Annotated in this window: 14 protein-coding genes; 5 read left to right on the top strand and 9 right to left on the bottom strand. The window is 70.0% G+C overall.

The features are described from left to right. Positions 1 to 3: 3 nt before the first annotated feature. Positions 4 to 147: a hypothetical protein gene (locus tag AB0K35_RS27140; protein ID WP_238670390.1), complete on the bottom strand. Its 144-nt coding sequence runs from the start codon at positions 145 to 147 to the stop codon at positions 4 to 6. Between AB0K35_RS27140 and AB0K35_RS27135 the strand changes: the two genes are divergently transcribed. Then, the gene (locus AB0K35_RS27135; protein WP_363888667.1) at positions 146 to 754 is read left to right on the top strand and encodes a DUF4870 domain-containing protein; all 609 of its coding nucleotides are present in this window, start codon (positions 146 to 148) and stop codon (positions 752 to 754) included. The genes AB0K35_RS27140 and AB0K35_RS27135 overlap by 2 nt on opposite strands. 66 nt (positions 755 to 820) lie before the next feature. Here the strand turns inward: AB0K35_RS27135 and hemW are convergent, their stop codons facing one another. Further along, positions 821 to 2,044 (bottom strand): radical SAM family heme chaperone HemW, encoded by a 1,224-nt coding sequence (hemW, locus tag AB0K35_RS27130; RefSeq protein WP_363889361.1) that lies wholly within the window; start codon positions 2,042 to 2,044, stop codon positions 821 to 823. Between the two features lie 19 nt (positions 2,045 to 2,063). Between hemW and AB0K35_RS27125 the strand changes: the two genes are divergently transcribed. Then, complete coding sequence (locus AB0K35_RS27125) at positions 2,064 to 2,852, top strand: enoyl-CoA hydratase-related protein (RefSeq protein WP_363888665.1); 789 nt, start codon at positions 2,064 to 2,066, stop codon at positions 2,850 to 2,852. 191 nt (positions 2,853 to 3,043) lie between these two features. Here the strand turns inward: AB0K35_RS27125 and AB0K35_RS27120 are convergent, their stop codons facing one another. Next, the gene (locus tag AB0K35_RS27120) at positions 3,044 to 3,808 is read right to left on the bottom strand and encodes an SDR family NAD(P)-dependent oxidoreductase (protein ID WP_238670393.1); all 765 of its coding nucleotides are present in this window, start codon (positions 3,806 to 3,808) and stop codon (positions 3,044 to 3,046) included. A 313-nt stretch (positions 3,809 to 4,121) separates the two neighbouring features. Here AB0K35_RS27120 and AB0K35_RS27115 point away from each other — a divergent pair, with 313 nt between their 5' ends. The 3 genes from AB0K35_RS27115 (at position 4,122) to AB0K35_RS27105 (ending at position 7,485) form a co-directional block, all read left to right on the top strand. Next, entirely contained in the window at positions 4,122 to 4,982 is an 861-nt protein-coding gene (locus tag AB0K35_RS27115) for a hypothetical protein (RefSeq protein WP_238670394.1), read from the top strand. A gap of 221 nt (positions 4,983 to 5,203) precedes the next feature. Then, entirely contained in the window at positions 5,204 to 6,106 is a 903-nt protein-coding gene (locus AB0K35_RS27110; protein WP_112604298.1) for a phytanoyl-CoA dioxygenase family protein, read from the top strand. A gap of 191 nt (positions 6,107 to 6,297) precedes the next feature. Beyond that, positions 6,298 to 7,485, top strand: coding sequence for a low temperature requirement protein A (locus AB0K35_RS27105; protein WP_363888663.1), 1,188 nt, complete (start codon positions 6,298 to 6,300; stop codon positions 7,483 to 7,485). Between the two features lie 26 nt (positions 7,486 to 7,511). Here the strand turns inward: AB0K35_RS27105 and AB0K35_RS27100 are convergent, their stop codons facing one another. The 6 genes from AB0K35_RS27100 to AB0K35_RS27075 form a co-directional block, all read right to left on the bottom strand. After that, positions 7,512 to 8,705 (bottom strand): low temperature requirement protein A, encoded by a 1,194-nt coding sequence (locus tag AB0K35_RS27100; RefSeq protein WP_238670396.1) that lies wholly within the window; start codon positions 8,703 to 8,705, stop codon positions 7,512 to 7,514. 183 nt (positions 8,706 to 8,888) lie between these two features. Beyond that, positions 8,889 to 9,530, bottom strand: a complete 642-nt coding sequence (locus AB0K35_RS27095) for an MOSC domain-containing protein (RefSeq protein WP_357280458.1) — start codon at positions 9,528 to 9,530, stop codon at positions 8,889 to 8,891. A 119-nt stretch (positions 9,531 to 9,649) separates the two neighbouring features. Next, complete coding sequence (locus AB0K35_RS27090) at positions 9,650 to 10,480, bottom strand: carbohydrate ABC transporter permease (protein ID WP_238670398.1); 831 nt, start codon at positions 10,478 to 10,480, stop codon at positions 9,650 to 9,652. Continuing rightward, positions 10,477 to 11,463 (bottom strand): sugar ABC transporter permease, encoded by a 987-nt coding sequence (locus AB0K35_RS27085; protein ID WP_308193533.1) that lies wholly within the window; start codon positions 11,461 to 11,463, stop codon positions 10,477 to 10,479. Before AB0K35_RS27085 ends, AB0K35_RS27090 begins: the two co-directional genes overlap by 4 nt. Next, complete coding sequence (locus tag AB0K35_RS27080) at positions 11,460 to 12,746, bottom strand: sugar ABC transporter substrate-binding protein (RefSeq protein WP_238670400.1); 1,287 nt, start codon at positions 12,744 to 12,746, stop codon at positions 11,460 to 11,462. Before AB0K35_RS27080 ends, AB0K35_RS27085 begins: the two co-directional genes overlap by 4 nt. Before the next feature lie 251 nt (positions 12,747 to 12,997). After that, positions 12,998 to 13,282 (bottom strand): GlsB/YeaQ/YmgE family stress response membrane protein, encoded by a 285-nt coding sequence (locus tag AB0K35_RS27075; RefSeq protein ID WP_203122726.1) that lies wholly within the window; start codon positions 13,280 to 13,282, stop codon positions 12,998 to 13,000. Between the last annotated feature and the right edge of the window lie 511 nt (positions 13,283 to 13,793).

Genomic DNA, 13,793 nt, shown 5'->3' with positions numbered 1-13,793 from the left:
AGTCTACGTCGGCGGGCCCGCCGACGCGATGATCAACGGCCACCCGTCGGTGCGGCCCACGCCACCGGCGTTGGGCCGATCGGCCCGCACTGCCGGGCGGTGTCGCTCTGGTGCGGCGTTGCCACGGGCACCTACCGTGACATCCATGACTGAACCTCCTCGCCCTCCCGGGTCGGGCGACCCCGGCAACTACCCGCCGGAGCCCACCTCCCCAGGCCCGTCCCCGTCGGCCGAGCCGCCCACCGCACCACTGTCCGGGGCACCCGGCCCGGCCGGCTATCCCCCGGCCGGTGGCTATCCGCCGCCCACCGGTGACCAACCGCCGTCAGGCGGCTACCCTCCGGCAGGCGGCTACCCCCCGCCCGGCGGCTACCCGGCCGGTGGGGCCTACGGCGGCCCCGGCGGCGGCTACGCCAACACCGAGGACAAGACCTGGGCCCTTGTCGCGCACTTCGGCGGCGCCCTCGGCGCACTGGTCAGCTTTGGTCCGCTGGGCTTCGTCGCCCCGCTCATCGCCTACCTGGCCCGGGGTCAGCAGTCGCCGACCGTCCGGGCGCACGCCCTCGCCGCCCTGAACTTCCAGATCCTCTGGTCGATCATCGCGTTCGTGCTGCTCTTCGTGAGCTGGTGCCTGCTCTTCCTGCCCAGCATCGCCGTCGTGGTGATCCAGATCCTGTTCGGGATCATCGCCGGCATGAAGGCCAACGAGGGCACCCCGTACCGCTACCCGATGACCGCCAACTTCATCAAGTGAACCGGTCCGGCCGCTCCCCCGGCCGGAGCGGTTCACCGCTGTTCCGGTCCGGGGAGCGGCGGCCACTCAGGGCAGCAGGTCGCGGACGACAGCGTCGGCGAGCAGCCGCCCGCGCAGTGTGAGCACTGCCCGGCCGGCGGCGTACTCGTCGGCGGCCAGCAGCCCACCGGCCAGGGCCCGCTCGGCGCCGGCCCGGCCGGTGGCGTCGAGCACCGCCAGCGGCAGACCGCTGGAGAGCCGCAGCCGCAGCATCACGTCCTCCATGTGCGCCTCGTCGGGGGTGAGCACCTCCCGGGCCAGGCCGGGTGACGCGCCGGTGGCCAGCCGCTGGGCGTACGTCGTGGGGTGCTTCACGTTCCACCAGCGCACCCCGCCGACGTGGCTGTGCGCCCCCGGCCCCAGCCCCCACCAGTCCGCGCCGGTCCAGTAGAGCAGGTTGTGCCGGCAGCGGGCCTGTTCGGTGCGGGCCCAGTTGGAGACCTCGTACCAGGAGAGCCCGGCCGCGTCGAGAGCGGCCTCCGCGGCCAGGTAGCGGTCCGCTGCCACGTCGTCACTGGGGTACGCCAGCTCGCCGCGCCGCATCCGGGCGGCGAGCCGGGTGCCGTCCTCGACGATCAGGGCGTACGCGCTGACGTGGTCCACCCCGGCGGCGACGACCTGCTCCAGCGAGGCGGCGAAGTCCTCGGCCCGCTCCCCCGGGGTGCCGTAGATCAGGTCCAGGTTGACGTGCTCGAACCCGGCGTCGCGCGCCTCCAGGGCGGCGGCGGTGGCCCGGCCGGCGCTGTGTTTGCGGTCCAGGATCGCCAGCACCCCCGGGGAGGCGGACTGCATGCCCAGCGAGATCCGGGTGTAGCCGGCGGCCCGCAGCAGCTTCAACGATTCCGGGGTGACCGACTCGGGGTTGGCCTCGGTGGTCACCTCGGCGTCGGCGGCCAGCCCCCAGGTGCGGTCGATGCCGTCGAGGATGCGGGCCAGGTCGTCGGCGGGGAGCAGGGTGGGCGTGCCGCCGCCGACGAAGACGGTGTCGACCCGGGGCGGCGGGTTGTCGCCGAGCACCCGGGCGGCGAGCGCCAGCTCGGCCAGCACCGTGTCGGCGTACCCCTCACGGCTGGCACCGCCACCCAGTTCGGCGGCGGTGTAGGTGTTGAAGTCGCAGTATCCGCAGCGGCTGGCGCAGAACGGCACGTGCACGTACACGCCGAAGCCGCGCGCGCCGACCGCAGTGGTGGCGGTGGCGGGCAACGATCCGTCGACGGGGACGGTCTCACCATCTGGAAGGACGCCGGGCATGGCCACTAGTGTGCCCGGCATGACCTCTCCCGACGTCCTCGTGCGGGTCGCCACGGCCCGTGGGGTGACCACCCTCACCCTGGACAGCCCGCACAACCGCAACGCGCTCTCCACCGGCCTGATGACCCAACTGCTGGCCGGGCTGGCGGACGCGGTCGCCGACGAGGCGGTTCGAGTGATCGTGCTCGACCACACCGGCCCGGTCTTCTGCTCCGGCGCGGACCTGAAGGAGACCGCGGCGGCGTACGCCAGCGGGACGGTGCCGGCCGGCATGCTGGGTGACGTGCTCGCGGCGCTCTGGGAGTGCCCGAAGCCGGTGCTCGCCCGGGTCGGCGGGCCGGCGCGGGCCGGTGGGCTGGGCCTGATCGCCGCCGCCGACCTGGCGGTCTGCAGCGACGAGGCGACCTTCGCGTTCACCGAGGTGCGCATCGGGGTGATCCCGGCGGTCATCTCGGCGACCGTGCTGCCCCGGCTGCACCCCCGCGCCGCCGCCGCGCTGTACCTGACCGGCGACACCTTCGACGGCCGTCGGGCCGCCGAGATCGGCCTGGTGACGGCCTCGGTCCCAGCGGACGGGCTGGACGACGCGGTACGCAGCTACTGCGACTCGCTGGTGCGCGGCGCGCCGGGGGCGCTGGCCGGCGCGAAGGAGTTGCTGCGCCGACCGGGTACCGCCGAGTTGCGCGCCGACCTGGCCCGCCTCTCCGCCGTCTCGACCGGCTACTTCCTCTCCGACGAGGGACGCGAGGGAGTCATGGCGTTCCGCGAACGTCGACCGGCGCGCTGGGTGCCCGCTCTCGACGGCTGAGCATTCGGGTAGGCGTTGCCGCCCGTCGGTCCTTTGCTCTGCTTCAACCGGCGCAACAGCCGCTGTCCGGATATCGGACACGCGGTGTTGCCTCCGGTGAAGCAGAGCAAAGGACGCAGACGAGGGTCGACTCCCGGCCGGGCTGGCCGGGCGCCGTCGTCGTTCGGCGGAGCCTCGGTGTTCCGCCGGTGTCACCAGGCGGTCGCGCCGCCGTCGACCGGGTAGTTCGCCCCGGTGATGTACGACGCCCTGTCGGACGCGAGGAAGACCACCAGCTCGACGACCTCCTCGGGACGCGCGAAGCGCTTGAGGAGCGTCTTGGCGGTGATGGCGTCCCGGGCCTCCTGGTTGTCACCGAGGTCGCGTTCGCTGGCCGGAGTGAGGGTGGGCCCGGGACTGACCGCCACCGCGCGGATGCCGTGGGGCGCGCCTTCGAGCGCGAGCTGTCGCGTCATGCCGATGATGCCGGCGTTCGCGGCGGTGTGACCGACCATCGGCGGGACGTGACCGCCGATCGACCCGGCCATGGAGGCGGCGCTGATGATGACACCGCCGCCGCGCCGGACCAGGTGCGGCCAGGCGAACTTCGACACGAAGTACGGAATGTCGAGTTCTCCGGTGATGGTGTAGCGCCAGTCCTGCACGGAGAAGTCGGGCATCGGGCCGAAGCGGAGAGCGGCTGCGTTGTTGTAGACGATGTCGAGCCCGCCGTAGGCGGCAGCGGCATCGTCGACGAGCTTGCGTACCTGCTCGGGGTCGGTGAGGTCGACCGGCGCGACGCCGGTCATCTCGCCGCCGGCGCGGCGGACGAGTTCGACCGTCTCGTCGTTGCCGGCGACCTGGAGGTCGGCCCCGACGACCTTCGCGCCCTCGCGGGCGAAGGTCAGCGCCGCGACGCGGCCCAGACCACCGCCGGTGCCGGTGATCAGGACGACCTTGCCATCGAGCGTTCCCATGGAACTCCTCCTCGTTCGCTGACCAACGCGCCCGGCTTGGGTGGTAGGTCGGATTGATATGTCAACTCGGTTAAGTCCTTGACCGATCAATCGCTTCCCGTTGTCGGTTACCCGGTGACGCTCACGACAGCCCCGACCGGTGACAGAACGTCGCAGCAGGTGAGATCGCGACCGGAGCGGGAACGTCGCCAACCGGTACGCCACAGCGGAGCCGCCCCGAACTGGTCGGAGTCGGCCAGGCTTGGCCCGAACCGCTCGGACGACCCGGAGAGGGCCTGCGGGGACGTACGCTTGGCGAACTGTCGATCTGGGGGTGTGGGTGCGAACTCGGGCAACCGTGGCGGGTGGAGTGGTGCTCATCCTCGTCGCCGTGATCGCGATCTGGCTCGTCGTACGGCAGGTGGGCGACAACCTCAGGTTGCCGCTGGTGGCACGGAAGTGCACAGTGCAGGCCGACGGACGTGTCGCGCTGGACGCCGACCAGATGGCCAACGCGGCGACCATCGCGGCGATCGGCGCGAAGCGCGGAATGCCCGAGCGGGCCGTCGTGGTCGCGCTCGCCACCGCGTACCAGGAGTCCGGGCTGCGCAACCTCGCCGACGGCGACCGCGACTCGGTCGGCCTGTTCCAGCAGCGGCCAAGCCAGGGTTGGGGCACTCCGGCGCAGATCCGCGACCCGCGTTACGCGGCCAACCGGTTCTACGCGGCCCTCAAGAAGGTGCGCGGCTGGGAGAAGATGCGGGTCACCGACGCCGCCCAGCGGGTGCAGCGCTCGGCGTTCCCCGAGGCGTACCAGAAGTGGGCCGACGACTCCGAGGTGCTCAGCCGCGCCCTGCTCGGCGACGCCAGCGGCGCGGTCTCCTGCTCGGTGGGGCGCACCCCGGCGATGCACGGCGCGGCGGCGGCCGCGCAACTGACCCGCAACCTGGTGCTCGACTGGGGGCTGAAGGGCACCGACCCGACCGACCCGACCGGGTTGGCGGTGACTCCGGGCGACCAGCGCGACGGCTGGCGGTACGCGCACTGGCTGGTCTCGCACGCCCAGGACCACGGCGTGAAGCGAGTCCGCTTCGGCGACCTGGAGTGGACCGCCCGCGACGGCTCGTGGGGCCGGGTGGACGGCCGACAGAACCCCGCCGGTCAGGTGGTCGCCGAGGTGTTCAACGAGGGTTGACCGACCCGGATCTCTTAACCGGCAGTCACCGCACAATCGGGCAATGCACGCCGAATCGCACTATTGATCACGCAGATCTCACTCTGTGCGTTTCTCTCACTGCGTGGGGTCCCGCCGTGGCCCAATCCCGCACCACACCCTCCCCGATGCCTGGACGGCCGCGTTACGATCGGCGGCCTGTGCCAGAAAAGGTTTCACCTCATGGGGAGGGGTACGACGCGGTGTTCGATTACGGCGACCGGACCGGTTACGAACCGATCAGCGACATTGACCGCAAGGAGTTCCACGAGCAGGGCTTCCTCCTGCTGCGCAACGTCCTGACGGAGGACCACCGGGCGGCGCTGGAGGCGGCGGTCGACCGCGTCTACGCGGAGGAGCAGGCCAAGGGCACCACCAAGAAGGACGGCACCCTGCACCTGCTGGGCTTCCTGGAGCGCGACGAGCTCTTCGGCGAGCTGCTGACCCACCCGATCGCCTTCCCGTACATGTGGGGGCTGGCCGGCTGGAACATCTACACCCACCACAACCACCTGGACGTCACCCCGCCGGCCGCCGAGCCGGAGAAGCCGTACTGGGGTTGGCACCAGGACGGGTACCGGCAGAACTCCGACCCGGAGACGATGGACCCGAACCTGCCTCGGCCGATGTTCTCGCTGAAGGTCGCGTACGTCCTGTCGGACCTCTCCGAGACCGGCCGCGGCGCCACCAAGGTCATCCCGGGCAGCCACCTGAAGAACTCGCTGCCCCGGCCTGCGGACCTCACCGTGCAGAACCCCGACCCGGAGGGCACGGTGGAGATCACCGCCAACCCGGGCGACGCCTTCATCTTCGACCGCCGGCAGTGGCACTCACGGTCGACGAACCTGTCGACCATCACCCGCAAGATGCTCTTCGTCGGCTACACCTACCGGTGGATCCGTCCGCTGGACGAGCTGCACCCCGACGTGAACGGCGAGTGGTACCGCAACCGCACCCCCGTGCAGCGCCAGCTGATCGGTGAGGGCACCCACACCGCCAACTACTGGGGCATCAACTGGGACGGGTACGTCGACGACGAGATCCCGCTCCGCAAGGAGCTCAAGGAGCGCGGTCTGCTCGACCGCAACATCCCCTGGCTCCGCTGACCCACCGCTCGTAGGACGGCCCCCCACCGACGCCCAGCGTTGGCGGGGGGCCGTTTCCACGTCTGCGGACCCGACCGTTCGGGCCGAGCCCGTTCCGGCCACCGGAGACCGCACTGTCGGTAGCGTGGCGGGTGCGCAGGTCGGGGCGCGGCGCCCCCGCCCAGGGCGTGGGTGGCACAGGAGGCAGCGCAGTGACATCCGCTCCGCTCCCCCGGATCCTCCGCCGCCGCGGCGAGCCGGAATACCCGACCTTCCTGGAACTCTTCTTCGATCTCGTCTACATCTTCATGTTCTCCCGGCTCGCTGCCAGCCTGGCCGAGAACCTCACCTTCCAGGGCGCGGCGCAGACCGCCGTCCTGCTGCTGGCCGCCTGGTGGGTCTGGGTGCTGACCGCGTGGCTCACCGACCTGTTCAACCCCCGACTGCCGATCATCCAGGCGACCACCCTGCTGGTCATGCTCGGCACCCTGCTGATGGCGATCGCGACCCCGTACGCCTTCGGTCGGTACGGGTGGCTCTTCGTCGCGGCCTACTTCGGCATCCACCTGGTCCGCGACGCCGTCCTGATCCCCGGCACCCGGGTGAACCGCCCGATCCAGGCCAGGAGCATCAGGGTGTTCTTCTGGTTCGGCGTCACAGTGACGCCCTGGGTGGCCGGGGTGTTCGTGGACGAGACCGCCCGACTGGTGCTCTGGTCGCTCGCGGTGGCGGTCGACCTCGGCTCGGCCCGGGTCGGCTGGCCGACGCCGAAGCTGGGGCGTACCGAGCTGGCCAGCCAGATCTTCACCGGGGTGCACCTGTCCGAGCGGCACCGGGCGATCTTCATCGTCGCGCTCGGCGAGTTGATCCTGAGCACCGGCACGGGGCTGGCCGGCAGCGGATTCACCGTCGGCGCGGTGGCCACCGGCGCTGTCGCGTTCGTCAGCGCGGTCCTGCTGTTCCAGCTCTACTTCCAGCGGGTCCAGCGGATCCTGGCACCACCGAGCGTCGCAACAGTGGAACGGGTCCGCTCCGGCACCTCCACCTCGTACAGCCATCTGGTCATGGTCGCCGGGGTGGTGCTGGTCTCGACCAGCACCTCGCTGGTCATCGACCGGCCGTTCGGCCGCGCCCCGGTCGAGCTGATGGTCGCCACCCTCGGCGGACCGGCCCTGTTCCTGCTCGGCACCGTGCTGTTCGATGCCGTGGTGACCGGCCGGACCCTCTGGTCCCGGGTCCTGGCGATCGTGGTGTTGTGTGCCCTGCTGGCACCCGCCACCCTCCTGATCCCGCCCCTGGCCGCCCTGGTGCTGGCGAACCTGATCCTGCTGGTCACCCTGGTCGGGGAAGGGCTGGCCGCGCGCCGACGGCTGGTCGGGGAGGCCGCACCATCGCGATGAGGGGCCCCTCCGGCCGCCGCGCGGAGTCACCCCAGCATCGGCGGTGCCGGCGTACGCGCGTGTCGCCGGGTGCTCACCAGGTTCGCGACGGCGATCAGGAGCAGCACCGTCATGGCGAGCAGGGCGACCAGCACCGGCGGCAGCAGGGACGTGGTCGGCGCCACTCCCACCAGCAGCACCAACCCGGCCAGCCGGGACCGCGAAATCCGCCCGAACACCGTGAAGTCGAGGACGCCCCGGCCGACCAGGTACACCGCGGGCCCGCCGAGGATCACCGCGGCCCACGAGGGCGGGGTCTCGCCCAACGGACGGCCCAGCACGAGCCGGCTGGTGACCGCCGCGCCGACGATCCCGGCCACCATGATCAGATGGGTGACCGCGGCGGACTGGGTGAGCAGCGCCGGGTTGGACGACCGGGCGATCGCGTCGGTCAGCAGCTCGCCGGCGCGGTAGATGTAGATCCGCCACATCAACACGACGGTGGTGAACACCACGAGTAGAGCCCAGGCTCGCTCAAGCGTGTACTCGCTCATGCTGAAGGTCGTACCGATCACGAAGATCGAGACGCCGAGCGCGACGATGACGAACTGCCGGTAACGCTCGGCCACCCGCGCGCCGACCAGCCGCCAGTCGCGCGCTCGTGAGCGGCCTATCCCGGGTACCGGCCAGCCCAACGCCGCTGCGCCGTACTCGACGACGACAGCGAGCACCCAGATCGTCAACTGCCCCGAACCGCCGACGAGCGCCCCACCGATCCAGCCGATGCCCGCGGCAGCCTCCCAGATCAGGATCCGGACGCTGCGGCGCGGCGGCCTCCGGTGCGAGACGACCACCATGTAGTAGGCCGCGGTACTGAGGTGGATGACCACGTACGTGGTGGCGAACAGCAGCCCGCGGTCGCCGTACGCATCGGCGGCGAGCGCGGCCAACAGCAGGCTGGCAGCCGCCACCCAGATGAACTGCCCCTGCCCGGCCGGGCGGGTCAGGTCGACGCTGTCCGCCGTCCAGACGGTCAGCGCCCAGATCATCGTGAACGCGAGCAGCAACACCAGCGTCTCGACGATGCCGGTCCAGGTCAGGTTGTCGGCCAGCACCGTCGCCAGGGTGACCAGGGCGAAGACGTAGACGAGGTCGAAGAAGAGTTCCAGGAACGCCGGACGCTCCACGCCCGGATCGGGGTGTGACGCGGCTGCGGCACCGCCGTCCGTCGCCATCGACATCGCGCTCCACCCGGTCCCCGCCGCACGCCCTCCGTGGGGACAATACGGGCAAGTCCGCCGCTGGGCCCGTCATCGGAGTTTCTTCCGGGTCGGATCCGCCGAGCCTGTCGGCGCTCGCCGCGCCGTCGCGGTGGATGCCGTCGGTGCTCGCCGCGACGTCGCGGCGGATGCCGTCGCGGCCGGTCAGCCCTGGGCGGCGAGGCGTCGTCGGACCTTCTCCCGGATCGGCGCCGGCAGGTCCTCGGCGTCGAGCAGCCGAGGCAACAACTCCGGCTCCAGGCTGGTCGCCCGGAACACCTCACCGATGGTGACACCGTGCGCCGGCCGGTCCACCACCTCGACCGGGTCGCCCGCGCCGACCTCCCCCTCGCGCAGCACCCGCAGGTAGGCCCCGGGCGATGCCCGGACGGTGAACCGCTTGATCAGATCCGGTACGCCCCAGAACCCGGCGAACGTGGTGCAGGGGGTGCGCGGCTTGGTGACCTGGAGCAGGGCGGAGCCGACCTGCCACTGCTCGCCGATCACCGCACCCGTCACGTCGACCGCGTAGGTGGTCAGGTTCTCGCCGAAGCCGCCAGGCGGTATGGCGCGGCCCAGTTCGGCCACCCACCAGGCGGCGTCCTCCTCCGCGTACGCGTAGACCGCCTGGTCGGGGCCGCCGTGCTGGGGCCGCTCGCCGATGAAGTCGCCCGCCACACCGCCAGTGAGCAGCGACACCGGGCCGTCGACCGGCCGCTTGTCGATGCCGCTGCGACCGCTCGCGTCGCCGGCCCACCCAGCCTCGGTCACGATGCCGAGGTTCACCGCTGCCACCCTGCCCGTCATGACCGCCAGCCTAGTGGCGGTCCAACGCCGACCAACCTGCCCGGCACGGGGGATCCGGCACCGGCGTCAGCATCCCGTACGTCGGCCGACGTCGGCCTCGGACTGCCGGGGCGCGGGGGTCAGCCCTTGACGGCGCCGGCCACCAGGCCGGAGACCATCCGACGCTGCACCAGCAGGAAGAAGATGATGACCGGCAGGGTGAACAGGGTGGACGCGGCCATCACCGGCCCCCAGTTGGTGTCGTCCCGGCCGAAGAAGAAGGTCATCGCCACCGGAAGCGTGTAGCTGCCCTGGTCGTTGATGAACGTCAACGCGAAGATCAGCTCGTTCCACGCGGTGATGAAGGAGAAGATGCTGGTCGCCACCAGGCCGGGCGCCACCAGCGGGAAGAGCACCCGGCGGAAGATCTGGGCCCGGCTGGCCCCGTCGATCGCCGCAGCCTCCTCCAGTTCCTTGGGCACCGCGGCGACGAAGCCGCGCAGCATCCACACCGCGAACGGCAGCGAGAACCCGAGGTACGTGAGGATCAGGCTGGGCAGGGTGTTGTAGAGCCCGAGCCGCTGGATCATCAAAAACAGCGGGATGACCAGCGCCTCCAGCGGGATCATCTGCACCACCAGCAGCATGATCAGGAAGCTGGTCCGCAGCTTGAAACGGAACCGGGCCACCGCTGTCGCGGCGAGCAACGCCACCAGACCGCTGAGCACCACAGTGGAGACGGCAACCAGCGCGCTGTTGAGGAAGAAGTCGAGGAAGCTGACGCCGGGGATCAGGTTGCCGGTCAGGATCTCCCGGTAGTGATCCAGCGTCGGATGGGTCGGCACCGGCTGCGGAGTGGACGAGAAGATCTCCCTGCTCGGCTTCAGCGAGGTGGAGATCATCCAGTAGACCGGGAACGCCGCGAAGAGCGCGACCAGCAGCCCGGCGCCGTTGAGGGCGATTTTCTTCACGACTCGTCCTCCTGCCTGAGCACCATCCGTACGTAGAAGCCGGTGACCACCAGCAGGATCAGCGTGAGGATCACCGCGATGGCCGCGCCGAGCCCGTACTTGGGCGGCGGAGAGAAGGCTTCGGCGTACGAGTAGATGGCGAGCATGAACGTCGGCCGGTCCTGGGTGCCGCCGGCCAGCACGAACTGCTGGGTGAAGACCTTGAAGTCCCAGATCGTGGAGAGCACGATCAGGATCCCGAAGACCGGGCGCAGCAACGGGAAGGTGATCTTCCAGAAGACCCGCCACGGGCTGGCGCCGTCCACCCGGGCCGCCTCGTGCAGCTCACTCGGCACGCTCTTGAGACCGGCCAGCACACTCACCGCGATGAACGGGAACGAGTGCCAGACCACCACCAGGGTGAGGATGGCGAAGAAGAGCAGTGGCGAGTTGAACCAGCCGTAGCCGGTCCAGTCGCTGCGCCCGAACAGGCTGTTCGACAGCCCATCCGGCAACGCGTTGAACAGCCACGTGACCAGGCCACTCGTATCGTCGAAGATCCATTTCCAGACGATGGTGCCGGTCAGCGCCGGCGTTGCCCAGGCGAGCATCACGCAGCTGGCCACGAACGTCGCCATCTTGCGACCGAGCCGGTTGAGCAGCAGCCCCACCAGGGTGCCGAGCACCATGGTGAGCAGCACGTTCGCCGCGGCGAACAGAACCGTGTTGCGCAGCACGGTCAGGAAGAACGGGTCGGAGAGGATGTCGACGTAGTTGCCGAACCCCACCCACGGCCACTCCCGATCGCCGCGCAGTTGCCGGACGCTGTTCAGCCGGTAGAAGGACATCACCACCACCTGGCCGAGCGGCCAGAGCAGCAGCACCCCGATGATCAGCAGGGCGGGCAGGAGCAGCAGGTAGGGCAGGCGGTCCACCCGGCGACGCCGCCGCACAGGGGTCTCCCGCGCGGCGGCCGTCTCCGGACTTTTTGTCTGAGCGCTCACTTGCTGTTCAAAATGCCTTCCATCTCAACGGCCGCATCGGCGGTAGCCTTCTCGACCGTCTTCTGCCCCTTCATGACCGAGCTGTTCATCGCCTGGGTCACCGTCTTCGTCCGGCTGACCTCCACCCACTTCGGGGTGAGCGGCGTGAGCTTGGTGTTCTGCATAGTGGTGGCGAACGACGCCATCACCTTGTCGTTCGCGTACGCGTCACCGGAGACCAGGTCCTTGTAGACCGGGAAGAAGCCGAGGCTGCTCGCGAAGCTCTGCGCGTTCTTCTTGTTCAGCAGCACTGTCAGGTAGTCCCAGGCCAGGTCCTGCCGCTCACTGTCCTTCCAGATCGCCACGTCCGAGCCGCCCGCGAAACCGGGCGCCGCCTTGCCGTCCGGGCCGGGGATCGGGAACGTACCCCAGACCTTCTCGATCTCGGGGTTGTCCTTCTTGATGGCGCCCTGCTGCCAGCTACCGGCGAAGGCCATCGCGGCCTTGCCGGTGGCGAACTGGGTACGCGCGTCGATCTCGTTCCAACCCGCCGCCGCCGGCGGGGCGACCTTGTGCACGGTCACCAGGTCGGTCCAGAACTTGACGGCCCGCTGCGCCTCGGGCGTGGTGTAGCCGGACTTCCAGGTGCCGCCCTGGTTGCTGGCGATCTCGCCGCCCGCGCCCCAGAGGAAGGAGTAGAAAGGCAGCTCGGAGTTGCCGGGCAGCGCGATGCCGTAGGTGCCCTTCTTCTTCGCCTGCACGGCCTTGGCCACCGTGACCAGGTCGTCCCAGGTCTTCGGGGGCTGCACGCCGGCCTCGGCGAACCAGTCGGTGCGGTAGTAGATGGCGCGCACACCCGCGTACCAGGGCACGCCGTACTGCTTGCCGTCGAGCTGAGCGTTGCGCACCAGGTCGGGCAGCAGATCCTTGCCGTCCGCCCAGCCGCCCATCCGACCACTCACGTCGGCGAGCGCCTCCTGGGCGGCCCAACCCTGAGTCTCGGTGTTGCCCAGCTCGGTGATGTCCGGTCCCTCACCGCCGGCGAGCGCCGCCTGGAACTTCTTGGGCGCCTCCAGCCAGGGGATGTACTGCACCACCACGTCGGTGTCGGGGTGCTTCTGGCGGAACTCGGCCTCGACCCCGTCGAGGAAGGAGTTCTGCGCGTCCCCGCCCTCGCCCATCATCCAGACCGTGAGCTTGCTGTCGTCAGCCGCGTCGTCGCCGGAGCCTCCACAGCCGGTCAGCACCATCGCGGCCGAGGCCACCATGGCGGTGACCGGGGCCAGCCGCTTCCACCTGTTCACGCCACTTCTCCCCTCGCGCCGCCTGGAACTAACCTTCTCCGCCGCACCCTAGTACGGAGAATTCCTTTACGACAGTGGGCGGGACTGGCCGAAGCGAGGCGACCGTACCGCAGCAGCCCGACGACCGGCACTCCAACATCCGGCCAAAATCGGGCCTTCCAGCACGAAAGAGCGCCCGGCTCTCGGCCGGGCGCTCTTTCCAGTAGTGCTGTCCTACCAGTGGTGCTGTCTCGTCAGATGATGCCGGGTCGTTATCGGGTGACGCTGCGGCGGCGACCCACACCGGCCACCAGCGCGACAGCGATCGCAGCCACAACAACCTGCACCAGCAGCTCGCCCCAGTCGATGCCGCTCGTCTCAGTCGCGATGCCGATGGCCCGCGCCAGGACGGTGCCGAGCAGCGCGGCGCCGACGCCGATCAGTAGGTGCAGCCAGATCGGCATGTTCTGCCGACCCGGAACGACCAGGCGGCCGAGCGCGCCGACGATGAGACCAACAACGATCGCAGTGATGATGCCCCACACGGTGAGCTCCACGGCCACCCTCCTTCAAGAATGTCTGACACACGGTGCGTGTGCTTCCTGTCGTGACCGTTAATTGCCCTACCCACCCAAAATCCAAACCGACTCCACTCACCAAACGATCACGACTTGGCCAACAAAGGCACGTTCCACCGCACCCCCAGCTGACCACCCCGCCCACCCGGCCGCACGGCCGGCAGTCGGGCAGTCGGGCAGTCGGGCAGTCGGGCAGTCGGGCAGTCGGGCAGTCGGGCCATGATCAACTCGGGTTCCTTGAAACCGCGGTGTCCAGGTGCGGGGATACCCCGACTTCATGAAAGCCGAGTGGATCATGTCGGTCCGTGCGGGTTGCGCGCCGCGCCGCATCCGGCGGAGGCGGATGGCGTCGTTCAACCGGAGCTGACAAGAGATCTTGGACAGTTTCCGTTCCGTGGGCGGGCTCAACCGGTGGTTGCAACACTCTTCGGTGTTTGTCGTTGGGGTGGTTGTGGCGTCGAGGTTGAGTCCGCTGGAGCGGGAGCAGATT

It is taken from the genome of Micromonospora sp. NPDC053740 (genome assembly GCF_040677775.1).
Classification (GTDB): Bacteria; Actinomycetota; Actinomycetes; order Mycobacteriales; family Micromonosporaceae; genus Micromonospora; species Micromonospora alfalfae.
This window is presented reverse-complemented; position numbering and strand designations above follow the sequence as displayed.